15 protein-coding genes, 2 tRNA genes, 3 rRNA genes and 1 pseudogene are annotated in these 20,582 nt (G+C 54.4%); 11 read left to right on the forward strand and 10 right to left on the reverse strand.

The annotated features are described in order from the left end of the window. The first annotated feature begins 15 nt into the window (after positions 1-15). The 10 genes and pseudogenes from SYNCC9902_RS01755 (at position 16) to SYNCC9902_RS01800 (ending at position 11,464) form a co-directional block, all read left to right on the forward strand. Positions 16-1,413, forward strand: a complete 1,398-nt coding sequence (locus tag SYNCC9902_RS01755; RefSeq protein WP_011359188.1) for a TIGR03279 family radical SAM protein — start codon at positions 16-18, stop codon at positions 1,411-1,413. Between the two features lie 67 nt (positions 1,414-1,480). Beyond that, the gene (locus SYNCC9902_RS01760) at positions 1,481-3,226 is read left to right on the forward strand and encodes a TolC family protein (protein WP_083756841.1); all 1,746 of its coding nucleotides are present in this window, start codon (positions 1,481-1,483) and stop codon (positions 3,224-3,226) included. Further along, positions 3,220-4,023: pseudogene (locus tag SYNCC9902_RS01765) on the forward strand (inositol monophosphatase family protein). The gene SYNCC9902_RS01760 and the pseudogene SYNCC9902_RS01765 overlap by 7 nt, the downstream one beginning before the upstream one ends. A 604-nt stretch (positions 4,024-4,627) precedes the next feature. After that, positions 4,628-6,113 (forward strand): 16S ribosomal RNA (locus SYNCC9902_RS01770). A gap of 184 nt (positions 6,114-6,297) precedes the next feature. Beyond that, positions 6,298-6,371 (forward strand) — tRNA-Ile (locus SYNCC9902_RS01775). 9 nt (positions 6,372-6,380) lie between these two features. Beyond that, a tRNA-Ala gene (locus tag SYNCC9902_RS01780) sits at positions 6,381-6,453 on the forward strand. A 436-nt stretch (positions 6,454-6,889) separates the two neighbouring features. Further along, positions 6,890-9,757, forward strand: a 23S ribosomal RNA gene (locus SYNCC9902_RS01785). 105 nt (positions 9,758-9,862) lie between these two features. Next, positions 9,863-9,979: ribosomal RNA gene (gene rrf / locus SYNCC9902_RS01790) — 5S ribosomal RNA — on the forward strand. The 16S, 23S and 5S rRNA genes sit together here with 2 tRNA genes alongside, the layout of an rRNA operon. Before the next feature lie 136 nt (positions 9,980-10,115). After that, positions 10,116-11,063, forward strand: coding sequence for a YihY/virulence factor BrkB family protein (locus tag SYNCC9902_RS01795; protein ID WP_049749470.1), 948 nt, complete (start codon positions 10,116-10,118; stop codon positions 11,061-11,063). Between the two features lie 53 nt (positions 11,064-11,116). Continuing rightward, complete coding sequence (locus SYNCC9902_RS01800) at positions 11,117-11,464, forward strand: hypothetical protein (RefSeq protein WP_011359191.1); 348 nt, start codon at positions 11,117-11,119, stop codon at positions 11,462-11,464. Here the strand turns inward: SYNCC9902_RS01800 and SYNCC9902_RS01805 are convergent. The 8 genes from SYNCC9902_RS01805 to SYNCC9902_RS01840 form a co-directional block, all read right to left on the reverse strand. After that, a complete protein-coding gene (locus SYNCC9902_RS01805) occupies positions 11,440-11,790 on the reverse strand; it encodes a DUF2834 domain-containing protein (RefSeq protein WP_011359192.1) in 351 nt (116 codons plus the stop codon). The two genes, SYNCC9902_RS01800 and SYNCC9902_RS01805, sit on opposite strands and share 25 nt — an antisense overlap. Further along, positions 11,783-12,079 carry an exodeoxyribonuclease VII small subunit gene (xseB, locus tag SYNCC9902_RS01810; protein ID WP_011359193.1) on the reverse strand — a complete coding sequence of 99 codons (297 nt, stop codon included), beginning with the start codon at positions 12,077-12,079 and terminating at the stop codon, positions 11,783-11,785. Before xseB ends, SYNCC9902_RS01805 begins: the two co-directional genes overlap by 8 nt. Next, complete coding sequence (xseA, locus tag SYNCC9902_RS01815; protein WP_011359194.1) at positions 12,076-13,239, reverse strand: exodeoxyribonuclease VII large subunit; 1,164 nt, start codon at positions 13,237-13,239, stop codon at positions 12,076-12,078. Before xseA ends, xseB begins: the two co-directional genes overlap by 4 nt. Continuing rightward, complete coding sequence (locus SYNCC9902_RS01820; RefSeq protein WP_041424759.1) at positions 13,229-13,435, reverse strand: hypothetical protein; 207 nt, start codon at positions 13,433-13,435, stop codon at positions 13,229-13,231. The genes xseA and SYNCC9902_RS01820 overlap by 11 nt, the downstream gene beginning before the upstream one ends. Positions 13,436-13,524: 89 nt before the next feature. Next, the gene (locus SYNCC9902_RS11935) at positions 13,525-13,665 is read right to left on the reverse strand and encodes a chlorophyll a/b-binding protein (RefSeq protein ID WP_009790628.1); all 141 of its coding nucleotides are present in this window, start codon (positions 13,663-13,665) and stop codon (positions 13,525-13,527) included. Between the two features lie 87 nt (positions 13,666-13,752). After that, complete coding sequence (hrpB, locus tag SYNCC9902_RS01830) at positions 13,753-16,257, reverse strand: ATP-dependent helicase HrpB (protein ID WP_011359195.1); 2,505 nt, start codon at positions 16,255-16,257, stop codon at positions 13,753-13,755. Positions 16,258-16,505: 248 nt separating this feature from the next. After that, positions 16,506-16,889 (reverse strand): hypothetical protein, encoded by a 384-nt coding sequence (locus SYNCC9902_RS01835; RefSeq protein WP_009790625.1) that lies wholly within the window; start codon positions 16,887-16,889, stop codon positions 16,506-16,508. Positions 16,890-16,923: 34 nt separating this feature from the next. After that, positions 16,924-17,181, reverse strand: a complete 258-nt coding sequence (locus SYNCC9902_RS01840) for a DUF2973 domain-containing protein (RefSeq protein WP_011359196.1) — start codon at positions 17,179-17,181, stop codon at positions 16,924-16,926. A gap of 144 nt (positions 17,182-17,325) precedes the next feature. On the opposite strand from SYNCC9902_RS01840, the gene SYNCC9902_RS01845 reads away from it, so the two are divergent. After that, positions 17,326-18,459: a trypsin-like peptidase domain-containing protein gene (locus SYNCC9902_RS01845; protein WP_011359197.1), complete on the forward strand. Its 1,134-nt coding sequence runs from the start codon at positions 17,326-17,328 to the stop codon at positions 18,457-18,459. A gap of 39 nt (positions 18,460-18,498) precedes the next feature. Here the strand turns inward: SYNCC9902_RS01845 and SYNCC9902_RS12325 are convergent, their stop codons facing one another. Further along, positions 18,499-18,681, reverse strand: a complete 183-nt coding sequence (locus SYNCC9902_RS12325; protein WP_156771033.1) for a hypothetical protein — start codon at positions 18,679-18,681, stop codon at positions 18,499-18,501. Between the two features lie 121 nt (positions 18,682-18,802). Then, the gene (locus tag SYNCC9902_RS01850) at positions 18,803-20,554 is read right to left on the reverse strand and encodes an ABC-F family ATP-binding cassette domain-containing protein (protein WP_011359198.1); all 1,752 of its coding nucleotides are present in this window, start codon (positions 20,552-20,554) and stop codon (positions 18,803-18,805) included. Between the last annotated feature and the right edge of the window lie 28 nt (positions 20,555-20,582).

Here is a 20,582-nt window from a genome sequence, read left to right on the forward strand (position 1 = left end):
AGTTGATGCTGGCTTGTGTGGAATGAGCCATCCACTGGAGTGGCGATTGCTGCTCTGGATCCCAAGACTTCGGCACGGCAACCACAGCCCGCAGTGGTGGCGACCGTTGAACCTGGCTCCATTGGCGAGGAGCTGGGTTTTGAACCCGGTGATCAACTCCTCAGCATTAATGGGGTTCGTCCCAGGGACTTAATTGACTATCGCTATCTCTGTGTTGAAGAAGAACTCAGCCTTCAAGTCCTCGACACCGCTGGTGAATTGCACTGCGTAGACCTTGAAAAAGACGCGGATGACGGCCTTGGTTTGGCCTTCACTGAAGCGTTATTTGATGGGCTGCGTCAGTGCAATAACAACTGCCCGTTTTGTTTTATTGATCAGCAGCCCCCCGGGCATCGCGACAGTCTTTATTTGAAAGATGACGATTTCCGCCTCAGCTTTCTGTATGGCTCCTACCTCACCCTGACCAATCTCACGGATGTGGATTGGCAGCGGATTGAAGACCAGCGTCTATCACCGCTCTTTGTGTCTGTTCATGCCACCGAGCCTGAGCTTCGCTCACGGTTGCTTGTGAACCAGCGCGCTGGATTGTTGATGGATCAACTCGCTTGGTTTGATCAACGTGACCTTCAAATTCATGCCCAGGTTGTTGTTTGTCCTGGGCTGAATGATGGAGCCGCCTTGGAACGGACTCTCTCCGATTTGGCACGCTTTGCAATCGGAGAGTGGCCAGCGGTTTTGTCTGCGGCTGTGGTGCCGGTGGGATTGACCCGCTTTCGCCCCGAGCAGGATGGGTTGATCCCCGTCGATAGCCGGTGTGCTCGCACGGTGATTGCTCAGGTGGAACAGATCCAGTCTGAGTTTCAAAGCCAGCTTGGATCACGTTTTGCCTGGTTGTCGGATGAGTGGTACCTGATGGCCGGACTCCCCCTACCGCCCCGCGCTGATTACGAGGACTTTCCGCAGCAGGAGAATGGTGTTGGCAGCATTCGCGCCTTTTTGGAGTCGCTTGATGAGGCGTCGACCGAACTGCCCAAAGCCGTCGACCGTCCCAGGCATTGCAGCTGGGTGGTGGGAAGCATCGTGGAGAGCGCCTTGCAATCGGTTACCCAGCGGTTGAATGCTGTGGAGGGTGTGAGCCTGCAGCTGTTTGGCTTGCCAAGTCCGTATTGGGGGCAAGATCAAGTGGTGACGGGCTTACTTACGGGTCAAGACCTTCTGGATGGCTTGAACGGTCAAGATTTGGGAGATGAGCTGTTGCTTCCCTCCGTGATGTTGCGTCAGGGCCAGCCCGTGTTCCTGGATGACATGACGCTTGAGACTGTGCAGTCTCAGATTCCTGTTCCAATTCGAGTCGTGCATGGGGCGGCTGACATCGTGGCCTCGGTCTTGAGTGCGAACGAAAAAACTCCTTAAACTCCGCGAAAGTTTTATAAGTGCTGTGCACCGGTTTTCCGCAAGTTTGTTGTTGATTGCGGGGGTCATGGCAACCGGAGCTTCACCGGTGTTGGGACAGGCCAGCTCATCAAAAGACTCCACTTCTGCGTTAACTGATCAATCCACGTTGCCGACAGCACCTCAGCTGAAGGGTGGGCGACCCAGGCTCAACGATGACGCTGTAGCTCCTGCGGCTACTGAATTAACACCGTCTCTTCAGCCGTTGAAGGCCCCCCCAAGCCTGGCGCTGCCGAATCAAAAACAGCAAGTCAGCATTCATGAACTTCGCCCTCTCACCCTTGAGGATGCGTTGCTTCTGGCAGAGGTAAATAGTCCGGTCTTGAAAGCTGCGGCGAGTCAGGTCGAACAAGCCAAATCGTCTTTGCGTGCAGCAATTTCATCCTGGTATCCCACGGTTGACCTTTCAGCGAGCGGTCTACCTGAATATTTCAAGTCTTACTCCTTCCAAAACCCTGATTTCGTTCCGGATCGGCTGGTGCAGAAGAACACCGGTGAAATCAATCCCTTAACCGGTGCACCCCTCACTCGTAACGAGACGCGCGATGGATACAACGAACGGTATGGCCGGGAATGGCGTGTCAACGCCAGTCTCCAGGTGAGTTGGGACATTATTAATCCAAGGCGTGTTCCGCAGATCGCTGCTGCCCGAGATCAGTACGAGCAGGCTCGTGATTCGTATGCGATTGCTCTGCGCGATCTACGGCTGAATACGTCCACTGATTACTTCAATCTTCAAGAAGCAGACGAGGGCGTTCGGATTGGCCAAGCATCGGTTCGTGCTTCGTTGGTGAGCTTGAGAGATGCCCGTGCTCGTTTTAATGCCGGTGTGAATACCAAGCTTGAAGTTCTTGAAGCCGAAACTCAGTTAGCGAGAGACCGCAACATCCTCACTTCAAAATTGGGAGATCAGGACACGTCGCGTCGTCTTCTGGCGTCGAAGTTGGATTTACCCCAAGACGTCACTCCCACTGCAGCAACACCCGCCAGACCACTTGGTAGCTGGCAACCCTCGTTGCAAGAAAGCATTGTTGCCGCCTTCAACTTCAGAGAAGAGCTCGACAGTTTGTTATTGAGCATTTCGATCAATAACAGTGAAGCCAATGCATCTCTTGCAGCTGTTCAGCCGGTTCTCAGCTTCGTCAACACCAGTAGTACCAGCCGACGTGAGGGACAGAGTGGGAAGACCTCGCTGGGGGATATCGACATGGATGACTACGTATGGAGTGTTCAGAATTCCACCTCTTTAAGGGCAACCTGGCGGTTGTTTGATGGAGGGAGGGCTCGCGCTGAGTATCGCCGCTCCAAGCAAGCTGCTGAGGAGAGTTCTTATCGCTTTGCCCGAGCGCGTGATTCCATCCGCCTTGAGGTGGAGCAAAGCTTCTTTGGGCTTCGAACAGCTGTCCAAAACATTCAAACCACTGGGAGCGAAGTTCTCTCGGCTCGAGAATCTCTTCGTTTGTCCCAGCTTCGTGTTCAAGCCGGTGTGAGTACCCAAAGGGAAGTGGTGAACAACCAGAGGGATCTCACTAATGCTGAGTTGCGTTACGCCGGTGCGATTCGCGACTACAACACCAGCCTTGCTCAATTGCGTCGTCGTACCGGCTTAGATGCATTGGTGTCCTGCAGCAATCCTGTGTTGCCATCCTCCAAAACTGTCGAAACGCAAACGTCGATTCCGATTGAGCCCACTCCGTTGAAGTCGGTTTGTCCGGCGATGGCCATCTCCACCGCATCCACCGATCGCGCTGAATCAGTTCGGTCGTTGTGGTGACAGCGGTTCTCACCGCTGATCAACTGGCCGCTGTGGAGCAGTTGATCGACCGCGTCTCAGAGCGACAGCGCCAAGATTTTGGGCATATTTCTTCGGACCTGAAAGCGGATGGAACCCTGATTACGGCTTGTGATCGTTGGAGTGATGCGGCGTTTGTCGAAGGTCTTGCAGAGATCGCGCCAGGCGAAGGGGTGTTGAGTGAAGAAGGCTCAAAACATGTTCCTGATTCCCGGGCCTATTGGGTTGTAGACCCCCTCGATGGCACGACCAACTTTGCGGCGGGTATTCCCTACTGGGCGATCTCCGTCGCTCGTTTTGTCGATGGTCGTCCCAGTGAAGTGTTTTTGGATGTCCCAGCGTTGCGACAACGCATCGTCGCTTTGAAGGGTCGCGGTGCATTTCGCAATGGAGAGGCGCTGACGGCTGATACACGGCTCTCGGCGAACAGCGCTTGTGTGTCTCTATGCAGTCGCTCGATTCGCGTCTTGCAACGAAAACCGGATCAACCCTTTCCTGGAAAGATTCGTTTGTTGGGGGTGGCCAGTCTCAATCTCGTCAGTGTGGCGATGGGACAAACCGTCGGTGCGCTCTAAGCGACGCCCAGAATTTGGGATTTGGCGGCGGCTTGGTTGGTGTTGGAAGAGCTTGATTGTCCGATCCGCTGGCTTGGTGCCGATCCGTCTCGTTTGATGCCAGGGGAAGACCTTTCCCAGGCCCCTTTTCCGATGTTGGCAGCTGCTTCCGTGCCTCAACTCAATCGGTTGTTGCCATGGGGTGAAGCGCTCTCGGAAGGCTGAACGCCAAGCAGTTGCGTTGAGGGTGCGAGGGGTGTTATGTTTTTGTCTTGCGCGGGAGTCGAGAGACGAGCGCGCAAGACCGAAGCGCTGAAGGCGAAGGCCTTTAGATGTTCTGAGGTCGGCTTACGAGGCCGCGGGAGAAATCCGACGGTGTTGTAAGTTTCAAAAGCGGTTGGAAACGACCGCGTTGATCAGCCGTCAGCTTCCGAGAGGGAGTGATACGAGTTGGTCGCACCTGGACAATTGAAAAGTTTAGGAACTGACGCTTTTATCGCGTTTGAGTTTGAGTCGCGTCGCGAGATGTGATTTGGATTCAAATGAAATTGCGATAAAGGTGTGAGGTCCCGTCAAAAATTTAAGTTGCAATGAAGCATTGCGCTTACAACAAGGAGGTTTTCACGAGCCTTTGCGTTGTCGGTGTGCGCAGTGTGGAGCAACGACCGGATCTGAGATCCTGGAAAGTCACGATGAGAAATCAGAAGTGCACTCTTAAGAACCCTTGATCTGTCAGAAGACAAGGTGGCGACAACTGCAGTAAGTACGCCAGTGCTTATGTGTGGGTGAAGCAAGTCAATCTGAGGTGAAAGCCAAAAGGGGTTGATCTACAACGGAGAGTTTGATCCTGGCTCAGGATGAACGCTGGCGGCGTGCTTAACACATGCAAGTCGAACGAACCTTCGGGTTAGTGGCGGACGGGTGAGTAACGCGTGAGAATCTGCCCTCAGGAGGGGGATAACAGCTGGAAACGGCTGCTAATACCCCATATGCCGCGAGGTGAAATGAATTTCGCCTGAGGATGAGCTCGCGTCTGATTAGCTAGTTGGTGTAGGTAATGGCTCACCAAGGCATCGATCAGTAGCTGGTCTGAGAGGATGATCAGCCACACTGGGACTGAGACACGGCCCAGACTCCTACGGGAGGCAGCAGTGGGGAATTTTCCGCAATGGGCGAAAGCCTGACGGAGCAACGCCGCGTGAGGGATGAAGGCCTCTGGGCTGTAAACCTCTTTTATCAAGGAAGAAGATCTGACGGTACTTGATGAATAAGCCACGGCTAATTCCGTGCCAGCAGCCGCGGTAATACGGGAGTGGCAAGCGTTATCCGGAATTATTGGGCGTAAAGCGTCCGCAGGCGGCCCTTCAAGTCTGCTGTTAAAAAGTGGAGCTTAACTCCATCATGGCAGTGGAAACTGAGGGGCTTGAGTGTGGTAGGGGCAGAGGGAATTCCCGGTGTAGCGGTGAAATGCGTAGATATCGGGAAGAACACCAGTGGCGAAGGCGCTCTGCTGGGCCATCACTGACGCTCATGGACGAAAGCCAGGGGAGCGAAAGGGATTAGATACCCCTGTAGTCCTGGCCGTAAACGATGAACACTAGGTGTCGGGGGAATCGACCCCCTCGGTGTCGTAGCCAACGCGTTAAGTGTTCCGCCTGGGGAGTACGCACGCAAGTGTGAAACTCAAAGGAATTGACGGGGGCCCGCACAAGCGGTGGAGTATGTGGTTTAATTCGATGCAACGCGAAGAACCTTACCAGGGTTTGACATCCTGCGAATCTCTTGGAAACGAGAGAGTGCCTTCGGGAACGCAGTGACAGGTGGTGCATGGCTGTCGTCAGCTCGTGTCGTGAGATGTTGGGTTAAGTCCCGCAACGAGCGCAACCCACGTCTTTAGTTGCCAGCATTTAGTTGGGCACTCTAGAGAGACCGCCGGTGATAAACCGGAGGAAGGTGTGGATGACGTCAAGTCATCATGCCCCTTACATCCTGGGCTACACACGTACTACAATGCTACGGACAAAGGGCAGCAAGTTCGCGAGGACAAGCAAATCCCATAAACCGTGGCTCAGTTCAGATCGTAGGCTGCAACTCGCCTACGTGAAGGAGGAATCGCTAGTAATCGCAGGTCAGCATACTGCGGTGAATACGTTCCCGGGCCTTGTACACACCGCCCGTCACACCATGGAAGTTGGCCACGCCCGAAGCCGTTACTCCAACCCTTGTGGAGGAGGACGTCGAAGGTGGGGCTGATGACTGGGGTGAAGTCGTAACAAGGTATCCGTACCGGAAGGTGCGGATGGATCACCTCCTAACAGGGAGACAAAACAATGATTTTGATGTCTGAGTAATTTATTCTTAGGCCGAAATCCTGTCACCTTAGGTCGATCGGTACCTCAACATTTTTTCAAAGAATGATGAGCAATCATCAAGAGATTGAAAGAGATGTTCAGTTCCTAAACTTTGTCTAGGTCACACCCCGCAAGGGAAGAGTCCCCTGGGCCATTAGCTCAGGTGGTTAGAGCGCACCCCTGATAAGGGTGAGGTCCCTGGTTCAAGTCCAGGATGGCCCATTCGGTGTTGGGGGTTTAGCTCAGTTGGTAGAGCGCCTGCTTTGCAAGCAGGATGTCAGGAGTTCGAGTCTCCTAACCTCCACTGACCGAACTCAATCTCCATTGTCCGGTTACCCGGAGGATGAACTCGAGGGAATGTGATTTAGATGTGTCCACTAGATTGGACCCCAGCTTCCTGTCATGCCAGATAAGCAATTTTTGCTTGATTGGTTGATAAGATGCTGGGCTCAGATTAATCGAAAGATTAATTTGATGTCTAGTAGAACCTTGACAACTGCATAGGTAAGTCTGGAAAAACAAAGCATCTTACAGATGCATTGTTTTAAGCCTGAATTCTCGAAAGGGAATTTAGAATTAGAACAATGAAAATTCTTTTGAGCAAGAGCCGAGACTCTTAGATGTTCTTTGATTCGTGTCGAGCGAATCAGAGTTTGATTTTGTTTTTATGAGCAACGAAAGTTGTTGATGAAACCAGAAGAATCTGCTTTCAACCGCAGTAAGCGTTTAAGAGGTTAATTGGTCAAGCTACAAAGGGCTCACGGCGGATACCTTGGCACACAGAGGCGATGAAGGACGTGGTTACCTGCGATAAGTCTCGGGGAGCTGGAAGCACGCTTTGATCCGGGAATTTCCGAATGGGGCAACCCTTTTATACGGCCAGCTGAATACATAGGCTGGCGCGAGCCAACCCAGCGAACTGAAACATCTTAGTAGCTGGAGGAAAGGAAAGTAAAAACGACTCCCTAAGTAGCGGCGAGCGAACGGGGAAGAGCCTAAACCGATGGTTTCGACCATCGGGGTTGTGGGACAGCAACGTGTATCAGGAATGTTAGGAGAAGTGTTTGAATGGCACGCCACAGAGGGTGAAAGCCCCGTATCTGAAAACTGAACTGAGCTAGCTGTATCCCGAGTAGCACGGAGCACGTGAAATTCCGTGTGAATCCGCGAGGACCACCTCGTAAGGCTAAGTACTACTGTGTGACCGATAGCGAAACAGTACCGCGAGGGAAAGGTGAAAAGAACCCCGGGAGGGGAGTGAAATAGAACATGAAACCGTGAGCCTACAAGCAATGGGAGCCCTACTCATAGGGTGACCGTGTGCCTGTTGAAGAATGAGCCGGCGACTTATAGGCACTGGCGGGTTAAACCGGAAATGGTGGAGCCATAGCGAAAGCGAGTCTGAATAGGGCGTTTGTCAGTGTTTATAGACCCGAACCCGGGTGATCTAACCATGGCCAGGATGAAGCTTGGGTGATACCAAGTGGAGGTCCGAACCGACTGGCGTTGAAAAGCCAGCGGATGAGCTGTGGTTAGGGGTGAAATGCCAATCGAACCCGGAGCTAGCTGGTTCTCCCCGAAATACGTTGAGGCGTAGCGTCTCGTGCTCCAGCAGGGGGGTAAAGCCACCATTTCGGTACGGGCTGCGAGAGCGGTACCAAATCGAGATGAACTCTGAATACCCTGTGTGTAGCGAGGCAGTCAGACTGTGGGGGATAAGCTCCATGGTCGAGAGGGAAACAGCCCAGACCGCCAGCTAAGGTCCCCAAATCAACACTAAGTGATAAAGGAGGTGGGATTGCATAGACAACCAGGAGGTTTGCCTAGAAGCAGCCATCCTCAAAGGAGTGCGTAATAGCTCACTGGTCGAGCGATCCTGCACCGAAAATGAACGGGGCTAAGTGTTGTACCGAAGCTGCGGATTTTATGGTAGGGGAGCGTTCTATGTGGGGCGAAGCATTAGCGTGAGCGGATGTGGACTGCATAGAAGTGAGAATGTCGGCTTGAGTAGCGAAAACATGGGTGAGAATCCCATGCACCGAAACCCTAAGGGTTCCTCCGGCAGGCTCGTCCGCGGAGGGTTAGTCTGGACCTAAGGCGAGGCCGAAAGGCGTAGTCGATGGATAACAGGTCAACATTCCTGTACCGGTCATGTTTTGGGAAGAGGGACGGAGAAGGCTAGCCAAGCCAGATGTTGGTTACTGGTTCAAGCGTTCGAGGCGTTGAGGAGCGGTGAAAACGTTCCGAGCTGAGGCGTGAGTACGAGCTGCTACGGCAGCGAAGTTGGTGACGTCATGCTTCCAAGAAAAGCTCTATACCCGTTAAGACATGATTGCCAGTACCCGAAACCGACACAGGTGGGGTGGTAGAGAATACCGAGGTGCGCGAGGTAACTCTCTCTAAGGAACTCGGCAAAATGGCCCCGTAACTTCGGGAGAAGGGGTGCCACAGCAATGTGGTCGCAGTGAAGAGGCCCTGGCGACTGTTTACCAAAAACACAGGTCTCCGCTAAGTCGCAAGACGATGTATGGGGGCTGACGCCTGCCCAGTGCCGGAAGGTTAAGGAAGCCGGTCAGCGTAAGCGAAGCTGGCGACTGAAGCCCCGGTGAACGGCGGCCGTAACTATAACGGTCCTAAGGTAGCGAAATTCCTTGTCGGGTAAGTTCCGACCCGCACGAAAGGCGTAACGATCAGGGCGCTGTCTCGGAGAGAGGCTCGGCGAAATAGAATTGTCTGTGAAGATGCGGACTACGTACACCTGGACAGAAAGACCCTATGAAGCTTTACTGTAGCTTGGTATTGTGTCCGGGCTCTGAATGCGCAGGATAGGTGGGAGATGTTGATCTCGTGCTCGTGGGTACGAGGGAGTCAATGGTGAGATACCACTCTTTCAGAGCTAGGATTCTAACGTTCACCCGTTATCCGGGGAGCGGACAGTATCAGGTGGGCAGTTTGACTGGGGCGGTCGCCTCCTAAAAGGTAACGGAGGCGCGCAAAGGTTTCCTCAGGCTGGTTGGAAATCAGCTGACGAGTGCAAAAGCAGAAGGAAGCTTGACTGTGAGACCTACAAGTCGAACAGGGACGAAAGTCGGCTTTAGTGATCCGACGGTTCTGAGTGGAAGGGCCGTCGCTCAACGGATAAAAGTTACTCTAGGGATAACAGGCTGATCTCCCCCAAGAGTTCACATCGACGGGGAGGTTTGGCACCTCGATGTCGGCTCATCGCAACCTGGGGCTGAAGTCGGTCCCAAGGGTTGGGCTGTTCGCCCATTAAAGCGGTACGCGAGCTGGGTTCAGAACGTCGTGAGACAGTTCGGTCCATATCCGGTGTACGCGTAGGAACATTGAGAGGATTTCTCCCTAGTACGAGAGGACCGGGAGGAACGCACCTCTGGTGTACCAGTTATCGTGCCAACGGTAAACGCTGGGTAGCCATGTGCGGAGTGGATAACCGCTGAAAGCATCTAAGTGGGAAGCCCACCTCAAGATGAGTGTTCCCATGGGGTAACCCAGTAAGGTCACGGGAAGAACACCCGTTGATAGGCTCTACGTGGAAGTCCAGTAATGGATGCAGCGGAGGAGTACTAATAGACCGAGGGCTTGACCAACATTTTGGTTCTTGCCTGAAGACAAATTCTTTGTTGATTCAGACGCGCAACGTAAGTTGTAATCCTATGCAGTTCTCAGGGTTCACCCTCTGAGAATGTATCTATCCTGGTGTTCATGGCGGTGTGGAACCACTTCGATCCATCCCGAACTCGGTTGTGAAACGCATCAGCGGCGACGATATTTGGGGGGTAGCCCCCTGAGAAAATAGCTCAATGCCAGGTAAAACATTCTCAAAAAAAAATGATCTGAAGGCCATCACGGTCTGATTATTTTTACGAAGAAACCACCTCCACGGAGGTGGTTTTTTTGTGCCCCTACACTTGGATTTCAGTCTTTATTGCAGTAACTTTTAGATGTATTGGTCAAGCTGAGGTGCTGAAACAAAAGGCATTCCGCTGGTTTGTGCTCAGCCTCTGGCGTGCATCCCAGCGTTGGAGCGATGCTGCCTGCGTTGATCTCAGTGCTGCATTTGCTTATTTCACTCTTCAGTCTTTTTTCCCGCTTTTATTAATTGCCCTTTCCGTTGCAGCCCGCGTTTTTGGGCGCACAGATAGTCTCGATAAATTAATCACATTTGTTGCCCAGATTTTGCCCCCATCTGCAGTTGATTTGGTTGATTCCACGTTGCGTGGTTTGGTGGCTCAAGGATTTGGTGCCGGGTTATTTGGTGTGGTTGTACTTATTATTACTGCAAGCAATGCTTACCTAACGCTACAGCGTGGTGCTGATCGATTGTGGAGTGAAATCCTTCCTTCTGCTTCAATTAATTCTCCCTTGTCAACTCAGATTTATCAATTTGTACGCGCACGTGTGGAGGCTTTTGTCATCATTTTGGCGATTGCAGTTTTGATTTTGGCTGATCAAATCGCGGCCGGATTTAGGTGGTTGCCAGAGGCATTTATTGGCAATTTAGATTACTATATTCCGTCGTTAATGTTGCTTGTTCGAGAAAGTCCAATTGTATCGATCGGTCAAATTCTTCTCCCTGCTTTAGCGCTTTCGTTGATGGCATTGTTGTTGCAAAGAGTTCTTCCTAGTCGCAGAGTGCCAATTATGCCTCTTATCCCTGGCTCGATTCTGATCGGGCTAGGCCTTTCGTTTTTGAATGCTGCTTTGAGCCTGAGTCTTGTCTCTTTAGGGAATCGTTTTCAGGCCTATGGTGTTATCGGTGGTGTTCTTGTTTTAACTCTCTGGGTGTGGTTGGTCGGTGTCATTCTTTATTTTGGTCAGTGTTGGAGCGTTGAACTAGCAGCTTCTCGGATGAGGAGGTTGTCCCAAGGAGATCCGAACAGTTCAGTTGCTTGATTCCCATCATTATTCTGCAAAAATAACTAATCTTTTTTGAGGCTGATATCAAAATGAATCGTCCTCCTCTCTTCGTTTTAATTGCGATTGGGCTACTCCTACTGCTGCCCGCTGGGGCCGGTCGCGTATTGCTTGATTTGGCGGGTGGTCTGTTGGCTGTGTTGCTGGTACTTCCCATCCTCTTAGGTGGACTGGGATGGGTTGGCTGGAAGGTATTGCAGTCGCGATTGCAACCCTGTCCTGCGTGTGGTGCTGTTGGTTTTGGAGCCAATCTCCAGTGCGGCGTTTGCGGCACCCCCTACAGCTCTCGCACTGAAGGAGAAGAATCGACAGCTGTTTCTATTCCTGCCAGTGATTTAACGATCGATATCACGGCTCAAGATGTGGATTCTGATTCTTGAGCTTGGAGATGTCGTTCTCGTAAAAATAAGAAAAATGGCGCGCCACAGGCGAAGGCCACACCAAAACTCAACAGGATGGCGATCCACCACCCTTTTATTTTTTGTTTTGGACCCTCAATGCAAATCCAAATGCTCACCGCGGTGGCACCGATTAATAAATCAGCCCCTAACGATCGGGCAGCTGCTGTGGCCGAAGCATCGGCTACAAACTGTTGAATGTCGAAGTTGCCAGTGCTTTCTGCCATGAACTCTAAGTTCGCGCGCCAAGGCAGAACGGCTCCAAGGATTGCGAGAATTAAGTAGATCCAGGGAAGGGCCTTACGCATTGCTCGATTCGTTAGTGGTGATGGATTCAGTCAAATTGTTGGTTTCAATCATGCTGTCTGGGTCGAGTTGTAGCACCGCTTGCTCAACGGATTTCAGTAAGGCCTCGCAATGATCCAAAACCACTTCTCCGTGCAACACACGATTCTGTAGATCTGCGATGGGAACGGAGTCGCTTTGAAGTTCGGCCAAGATGAGATCTAAGGCCTGAGTTGCCTCCTCGTAGGACAGTCCAGAGATGTCCTTTTTCCAGGCTTTGATCTGAGTGGCTTTGGTTTTAGCCCTAGTCATGACATGGATTGGTGTGAGGAGGGGCGAACAACTTTGACATCAGTATCGAGCTCACCATCGTTCATCTGAATAACGACGCGATCTCCCACTTTGATTGATGTCACGCCACTCAGTGTTTCGCCCGCATCGTTGGATAGCAAAGCCAACCCCCGCTGGAGCCAGCGACTGGGAGAGAGGGCACGCAGCAAGTCACGTTTTCGGTTCAAGTCGTCCTGCAATTGCTGTAGTCGCCGTAATGGCGATTGTTGCCGTAAGAAAGCCCGTCGATCGTTCAAACGTTGTCGATCCCTCTCGATCCGCCAGCCGACGACGTCTTTCATGCGTTGACGACGGTCTTGGAGGTTGCGCTTGGCGCTATCCCGATCCGGGAGGCAAGCCACCATGGCGGCTGTTGGTGTTGCTGCGCGATGGTCAGCAACTAGGTCGGCGATGGTGAGGTCATCTTCGTGGCCGATGCCGGTCACAACAGGACGTGGGAACTGGGCTAAGCAACGGCATAAAGCCTCGTCATCAAAGACGGCGAGGTCTTCCCTGCTGCCACCACCCCTTGCCAGCACGAGGCCGTCGACTGCGAGAGCCTCACATCGTTCAGCGAGACGGTTCAACACTTTGATGATTTGATCAGCGACAGCCCCTTGAACAGGGATCGGAATGACCAATAAGCGGGTCATGGGCCACCGTTCGCGACCGGTTCGCAGCATGTCGGCAAGAGCAGAGCTTGGAACACTCGTGAGCAGGGCAAGAGTGGCGGGTTGTGATGGGAGAGAACGTTGACGCCCTGGGTTGATCACGCCCTCGTCTTCGAGGCGCTGACGCACCTGCTCAAATTGTCGAAGAACAGTGCTCAGGCTTGGGCGGATATCGAGGGCCTGGACGGTGATGCTGGCCCGTGCTGCCCAGAAATTCAGCTTGCCGACAACGGTGACGCCATCACCGTCTGTGGGGCGGTAGCTCAATTGAGCCAGTCGTGAAGCCCAAACCACCCCGGAGATGCTTGCAGTCCCATCGGTGAGGGTGAGCCAAAGATGCCCCTTCTTCACTTGGGGGCGAGACACGGTGGCTTCTAGAAGAAAACGTGGTGCGAAACCGCGTTCAAGCAAGCTGCCGATTGCTGTATTTAGTTCTCCGACCGAATAGGTCGGGACCCGATCAGCGCTCAAGGTCCAGTTTGCGGTAGGCGAAACCCCAGTAAAGGCAGACCAAAGCGCTGATGGATGCCACGACGACGCCCCAGGTTGTTTGGTGCTGTGTGATGGCAATCGTGAAAATCACCAAGGCGCTGCTGAGCAACCGAGAGCCATCGCGTCGATTTTTGACGTAGAAGGATGCCAAATCAGCAGCAGCTAGTAGGTCCACTGTGACCCATCAGTGTGAGCGGCGATATGTCATTAAAAAACCCCCCAGCGGACTGGAGGGTTCTTGTTGACCAAGGTTGGTCTGATCGATCAGCCGAGGCCGATTTGGGTCAGGATGCCTTGGCCGGTCAGCAGCTCGGTGCCGAGGCCGATGACGAAGCCGAGCATGGCCAGACGACCATTCCAGGTCTCAGCGAAGTTGACGAAACCAAAACGTGCGTTGTCGGACATTGGGTTAAACCCGGTTGAATGCGCACAATGTAACAAACCATGGAGTTTTGTTGCCAGTCGTGACGGCTACCGAAATCGGGACAGGTGTCATGAGCCCTTTTGCTGCAGCTGTTTACGTTTCGTGAAAGCAGTTGGCGTCGCTCGGGTGGGATCGTCGGGCCATGGATGTTTCGGGTAGCGGCCCCGCATTTCTCGGCGTACATCGGCATAGCTGCCCGTCCAAAACCCTTCTAAGTCCCGCGTTCGTTGCAGAGGTCGCCCTGCAGGGGAGAGCAACTCGAGGGTCACGGGTATCTGCCCTCTCAGCACATGAGGGCCTGTTGTTTCACCAAACATCTCCTGCAATTTCACGGCTAAAACAACCTCCTCGTCGTCGTAACGCAATTTCGCTTGCCGTCCGGAGGGAATCGCAATGCGCTCCGGTAAAACCTGATCGAGGCGTTGTCGTTCAGTCCAACTCAACGCTCCCCACAAGGCTTCATCCAACATCGCTGGGGAAAGATCGCGCCAGCTTTGGCAGCTCAGGAGGGTGGGTGCGAGCCAAGTGGTGTCTTGGAGAAGCGTTTCCTTATCTCGCGGCGGCCAGGGGGGGCCGTCATGGCGGTGCATCCAGCTGAGCCGTTGTCTCAGTTGCTGATTGAAAGCAGTCCATGGCAACGCTTCGAGGGTGCCTGCCTCGTGCAAAGCGTTCAGGAGCAGGGCTTGGCATTGTTCAGGACTGGGTGCGCTCTGGGGTGTCCGGCGCAAGACCAACTCTCCAAGTTGCAGACGCCGTTCTGCTTTGACTTGTTGTCGAGATGCATCCCAGCTCACGCTCTCGACCCAGGTGCCCTCTCGCTCCCCGAGCTCTTCGAGGGTGGAGGAATCGAGGGGAAGTGCGAGCTGAATCAAGGTGTCACGACCTCCTGTATCCACGCGAGCGACAGCGAGGGCAGGACTTCCTCGCAGTTGGTCTAGGGGCGGCAGGATTGCTCCTCGTCCCTGGCGTAAGAGGTAACGACCCGGTTGGCCAGGACGCTCTTGGGCTAACCATTGGGGGAAAGCCCGTAAAACCAGTGCTGCCGCGTTGGCGGAATCAGTTTTTTCGGGTGCCGTTACACCCAGGCGATCGAGTTGCCGCCGGAGTTGGCGACTGCGTACCCGAAGGGTTCGATGTTGGCCAATAACGGAGAGTCGTGCTTCAAGATCGCAGCCTGCATCGCGACCGGCTAAGGGATCACGCTCGCTGAGCAGCACCGCCAAGTCGCAGCCGAGTTGGGAACAGCCGTGTTCTCGGGCTTCCAGCATCAATAGGCCGAGGCGCGGGTGCACTCCCAATGTGGACAGCTGTCGCCCCATCGAACTGAGCTGTCCATTGGGCTGCAGGAGTCCCAAGGCTTGGAGGTCTGAAAGGCCCTCCTGCATGGCGGCTTGCGGGGGGGCGTCGAGCCAGGGCAGATCCTTCCCCAAGCCTGCTCCCCACTGGGCTAGCTCCATCAAGATCGGTTGGGGATCCGCCAGAAGAAGCTCAGGAGGGCTGAAATTGGGTCGGCGTTGTTGCTCGGCGGGAGACCACAGTCGGACGCATTGTCCGGCGCTTTGACGGCCAGCACGGCCTCGGCGTTGTTCGGCGCTCGCCAGGCTGCTTGGCACGGTCTCTAGGCCTTCCATGCCGGTGTTCGGGTCGTAGCGGAGCTGTCGACTCAGTCCGCTGTCGATCACAAGCCGAACGGCGTCGATCGTGATCGAGCTTTCGGCAATCCCACTGGCCAAGATCACCGTGCCGTCATGCTCCGGCCCGCAACGATGCAAGGCAGCGCTTTGGCTGTCGAGGGGGAGTTGTCCGTGAAGGATGGCAATGCGCCAACGTTGAAGCGCTTTGGCATCACTGAGCAGGGTGCGGCAGCGTTCGATCTCACGCAGGCCTGGGAGAAAAACCAATGCACCACTGCCTTTGGATAACGTCAGAGCATGGTTTTCGAGGGCACGCAGCACCTGTCGGGGGAGGGATTCGTTCTCCCGAGCTCTTTGGTGATGGGTTTCAACGGGATAACAACGCCCAGCACTCTCTAAAACATCGGCTTGGGGCAGCCGGTCGCGCAAATCGGAAAGATCCAGGGTTGCCGACATCAGCACGAGGGCCAAGTCGGGTCGCAGGACTGGGGCGGCTTCCCTCAGAAGTGCAAGGGCGAGATCGGCATCCTTGCGCCGCTCATGAAATTCATCAAAGAGAACGCACGACACCCCTTCAAGTGATGGATCTGCTTGAAGACGACGGAGAAAAAGCCCATCCGTGACCACCTCCACCTGGGTCTTGGTTGAACGTTTTTGCTCGCCACGCATGGCGTAGCCGATCCGTTGGCCCAGCGGTTCATCCAGGGATTGAGCGAGTCGTGTAGCTGCTGCTCGGGTGGCGAGTCGTCGGGGTTCCACCATCAACACACGCCCTGCTCGGGTGATCTCAGCAGCGATGGGGGTCAGGGCGCCAATTAAGGCCAAGGGCACCCGCGTGGTTTTTCCAGCTCCTGGAGGTGCCTGAAGCAGCAAAGTGCTTCCGGGTTTGATCTGCTGGCAGATCGTTGGAAGCAGCGGATCAATGGGGAAATCCTTCAAGCCGTCTGGGGAGCCGTCAGTGGTGCAGGTTCAGCAGCGCAATCATGGCGACGCTGCTGAAGGCGCCGATGGCCGAGAGCAAACGAACCAGGGGACCGATTGACATGGAGAAATTGCCCATGAACGATGCCTCAGCGGACAGATTTCGATGGTTTTAGGCCTCGGCATGACCGCATGTCTGTTGTGATTCGCACGCCTTTACGCATGCGAATTTGTTCCTCCAGCGCGCTGTTGATTCGTTGGGCGCGTTACCGAACGTGGCGGGTGCCATCCACAGGGTGGTACTCCTCTCCGGTGAGTTCCTCGAACACAATCGCTGGAAGGCCTGTTTCAAACATGGTTTGAAGGGCTTCTTTGAGATACGGGTTCCAGCCACCGGTGCTGACTTGGCCATGGCGCACGGTCCAATCCCAAGTGCCCTGCAGATCCCGAGGAATCCGACCTTCCCGGTCACGTCTTGCCACCAGGTCAAGCGATTCGACAAGTCCCACGATGATTGGGTCTTTCCCGTAAGCCGGCGTAACGCTCAATTCGAGGCGAACCGGATCTTCTTTGACCAGTCGCAATCGGAACCTAGGGGGCAATTTCATGCCCTTCATCACTGCGGCAACGATGCGTGTTCTCTGATCCACTCGGACGTCCCCTGATCAACTCTTGTTTACCAACTTATTCAGTGCCGTGCCCATGGGTCTCGGTTTCCCCGTCATCGTTGCCGCTAAAGCGCACGGTCAGTAGGTCTTCGCCGGTAATGCGCCCATCGCTGTCCAGCAGTTCGGGATGCACCGTGATGCGTCCAGTGCGGTCATTGGGTTCGCTAATCGGGCCGCTTGCAGCTCGGAAGCCCTTGCCCATCACCCGAAAGGCTTGCCATAGCAAGGCCACCAAAACTGTTCCGTAGAGCAGGGGAAACAGAGCGCTGAGCATCGTTGAGCCAGATCGTTCCGACCGTCTCATCCTGGCCTGACTTGGGCACGGGTTGCACTCAGTCACACGTCAAATTTCATCTTCTCTGGCTTCCCCTCGCCGAAATGCGTAGCGTCAGCTCAACGTCAGTCAGGGATGTTCGGGATGTCAGATCGCACGCGCTCTTTTGTTACGTCTGCATTGGTCGGAGGTGCATTGGCGGGCGGGATGTCAGTACTCCCGCTGCTTCTGCCGCAACCTCCTGTCAGTGCCCGTTCGGTTTTACCTCTGACGTCGTTCGTGGCATCTGCGGTGAAACGCAGTGGACCTGCCGTTGTCACCTTGGAAACGTCGCGGACGATGCAAAGCCCAAGCTTGTCTGGGTTGCCGAAGGGGATCAGGCTTAATCCCTTGTTTCGCAATTTCTTTGGAGTTCCTGGAGAGTCTCCACCTCGTCCACGCGTTCAGCGAGGCCAAGGCAGCGGAGTGTTGTTTGATGCTCGGGGTTTGCTCCTAACGAATGCCCATGTTGTTGAGGGGGCAGAGGAGCTGACGGTTGGTTTGTCGGACGGACGTCGTGTGAAGGGACGGGTGATTGGTACGGACAGCCTCACTGATCTGGCAGTTGTTCGCTTGGAAGGAGAGGGGGTCTGGCCGGTCGCAGCTCTCGGAAATTCCGACCGCCTCAATGTTGGCGATTGGGCGATTGCCGTGGGGAATCCTTATGGATTGGAAAACACCGTGACGCTGGGCATTATCAGCAACCTGAATCGAAACGTTGCTCAGCTTGGGATCTCAGGCAAGCGTCTCGATCTCATCCAAACGGATGCTGCCATTAATCCAGGAAATTCTGGAGGCCCGCTGCTCAATGCTGAGGGCGAGGTGATTGGCATCAATACCCTTGTGCGTTCAGGGCCTGGCGCCGGTTTGGGGTTTGCGATCCCGATTAATCGTGCCAAGGCCATCGCCTCGGAATTGGTGGCCACGGGTAAGGCACGCCATCCTGTGATTGGAATTGGTTTATCGCGGGTTCCAGCAGATCGTCCTGGCAGGCCTGCCCCGAAGGGTGCTGTGATTCGGTCGATTCAAAAGACGGGTCCAGCTGACAAGGCAGGACTTCAGGTGAACGATGTCATCACTGCAGTTGATGGACTAGCTGTTGATGGACCGGCGGCAGTGGTGAGTGCGATTGAACAGCGTGGTGTGGGAGAAACTTTGACCCTTCAAATTCGTCGAGCCAGCGAGTCGAAGGTTGTTCGACTCAAGCCTGTTGATTTGTCGTTTTTCGATCGGAGCTGATCGGGACGTCCTTGAAGCGGCCAACGGAAGCGATCGCTATCAGTCGTCGTCGGAATCGCGTAGCTGGTCAACGCAGCGCGTGATGCACTCACCGTCGTCCAAGGAGCACGTTGTGATGCACTCGAAATAGGTTTCAACTGCGTCCCAGGTTTGCTCGTGGGGTTGCGAAGCCGTCATGGATGAAGCAATGCCGGGGGTGGAGGAGCCAGGACCTAGAGCCATTGCCATCGCGTCTACGGTTGAGTTTTGTCAGCTTATGCACATCATTTGATTCGGTAAACACAAATAAGTCTTCCTGCCTAAGGGTCTGTGAACTTTTCCCTCAGGCGGGCGAGACCCAAGTTCAGGTCGACTTTTTCTTTCGGGCGGTACGGGCCTTTTGCTTGTCTTGATTGGCTTTTTTCTTGGCATCGCGTTCAGAAGCCAATTCTTTTTCCCGGGCTTCAGCTCTTTCCTCTTCTTTTTTCTCGAGGTAATAGTTGTAATCGCCCCGATAAAGAACGAGTTCACCATCACGCAATTCGACGATCCTGTTGGCGACTCGGGAGATGAAATAGCGATCGTGGGAGACCAGCAGTGCAGCGCCTTCGTAGGCCATCAAGGCATCTTCAAGCATCTGTTTGGCTGGGATGTCGAGGTGATTCGTTGGTTCATCCAGCACCAAAAGATTGCATGGGCTCAGCAGCATTAACGCCAATGCCAAACGTGCTTTTTCTCCACCGCTGAGTTGGCCAACATCTTTAAAAACGCTGTCGTTGCTGAAGCAGAAATTGCCCAGCAAGGAACGCACCTGGGTTTGCGTCCAGTCGGGAACGGCCTCATACATCGTGTCGATCACGGTTTTGTTGAGGTCGAGGGCTTCCGCCTGGTTTTGCTCGAAATAACCAGCCACCACATTGTGTTCACCGAGTTGGGCGATCCCTTCATCGGGGATTTCTGCTCCCATCACCAGCCGCAGCAGGGTCGATTTCCCCGCACCATTCGGGCCAACGAATGCAATCCGGTCGCCGCGCTCGACCTCTAAATCCGCTCCCAGGAACAGGATTTTGTCGCCGTAGCTGTGGGTGAGATTCTCGAAGAGGGCAACTTGTGCGCCAGACCGCGGAGCCGCTGGAAAGCGAAAGCTTGGCCCCGAAACGCTTTCCACAGGGGCTTCAACGAGCTCGACTTTGTCGAGCTGTTTTTCACGGCTTTTGGCCTGCGTGCTCCGGGTGGCGCTAGCTCGGAAGCGATCGATGTAGGCCTGTTGGGTGGCGATTTCTTTTTGCTGGCGTTCAAAGGCCGCTTGGGTCGACTGCTGCTCGAGTTGTTTGAGCTCAAGGTGTGAGGTGTAGTTGCCGAGATAAGAGCGGGAGATGCCGCGCTCCGTTGAAACGATTTGATTGCAGACCCGGTCCAAAAAGGTCCTGTCATGGCTGATCACGACCAGGGCAGCGTTCTGCTCCAGCAGATATCCCTCGAGCCATTGGATGGTCTCCACATCCAGATGGTTGGTGGGTTCATCCAGGAGCAGTAAGTCAGGGTCTTGTAAAAGAATTTTTCCCAGGGCAATGCGCATCTGCCACCCGCCCGAGTAATCCTTCACTGGCCGCTCGGCACCCGCGGCGCTGAAGCCAATGGTTGGGAGCAATTTGTCGATGCGGGCATCAAGTTCGTAGCCATGTAGGCCCTCAAATCGGCTTTGGAGCCGGCCGAGCTCATGAATGAGTTCATCGAGATGATTCGGATCCTCGGCCGCTTTCTCAGACCCCATCTCTTCCTCAACTTCCCGCTGGCGGTTGAGGACCGTGGCCGCCTCACCAAAGGCCTGAAACAGCTCTTCGCGGACGCTCCTCTCTAGGTCGACATCGAATTCCTGTTGGAGATAAGCGATGCGTGGGGAGCCTTGGCGAACCACCTGTCCGCTGCTGGGTTCTTCAAAGCCAGCGATGAGCCGCATTTGCGTGGATTTGCCGGCTCCGTTCACACCAACGAGGCCGATGCGGTCGCCAGGCTTGACCTCCCAGGTCACATTGCGCAGCACTTCGCCGGTGGGATAAATCTTGCTGACTTGCTCGAGTCTCAGCAACGGTCCGGAGCGTGATGCATCCATCATCCCTGTCGGCAAACTGGAAACGTTTCCA

The organism is Synechococcus sp. CC9902, from assembly GCF_000012505.1.
In the GTDB taxonomy this organism is placed as follows: Bacteria; Cyanobacteriota; Cyanobacteriia; order PCC-6307; family Cyanobiaceae; genus Parasynechococcus.

What these genes read in the sequence shown, in the direction of transcription:
- SYNCC9902_RS01850 (WP_011359198.1), bottom strand. Translation starts at nt 20,554, where the DNA reads ATGATGGATGCATCACGCTCCGGACCGTTGCTGAGACTCGAGCAAGTC.
- SYNCC9902_RS01760 (WP_083756841.1), top strand. Translation starts at nt 1,481, where the DNA reads ATGGCAACCGGAGCTTCACCGGTGTTGGGACAGGCCAGCTCATCAAAA.
- SYNCC9902_RS01800 (WP_011359191.1), top strand. Translation starts at nt 11,117, where the DNA reads ATGAATCGTCCTCCTCTCTTCGTTTTAATTGCGATTGGGCTACTCCTA.
- SYNCC9902_RS01805 (WP_011359192.1), bottom strand. Translation starts at nt 11,790, where the DNA reads ATGCGTAAGGCCCTTCCCTGGATCTACTTAATTCTCGCAATCCTTGGA.
- SYNCC9902_RS01845 (WP_011359197.1), top strand. Translation starts at nt 17,326, where the DNA reads ATGTCAGATCGCACGCGCTCTTTTGTTACGTCTGCATTGGTCGGAGGT.
- SYNCC9902_RS01840 (WP_011359196.1), bottom strand. Translation starts at nt 17,181, where the DNA reads ATGCTCAGCGCTCTGTTTCCCCTGCTCTACGGAACAGTTTTGGTGGCC.
- SYNCC9902_RS11935 (WP_009790628.1), bottom strand. Translation starts at nt 13,665, where the DNA reads ATGTCCGACAACGCACGTTTTGGTTTCGTCAACTTCGCTGAGACCTGG.
- SYNCC9902_RS12325 (WP_156771033.1), bottom strand. Translation starts at nt 18,681, where the DNA reads ATGGCTCTAGGTCCTGGCTCCTCCACCCCCGGCATTGCTTCATCCATG.
- xseB (WP_011359193.1), bottom strand. Translation starts at nt 12,079, where the DNA reads ATGACTAGGGCTAAAACCAAAGCCACTCAGATCAAAGCCTGGAAAAAG.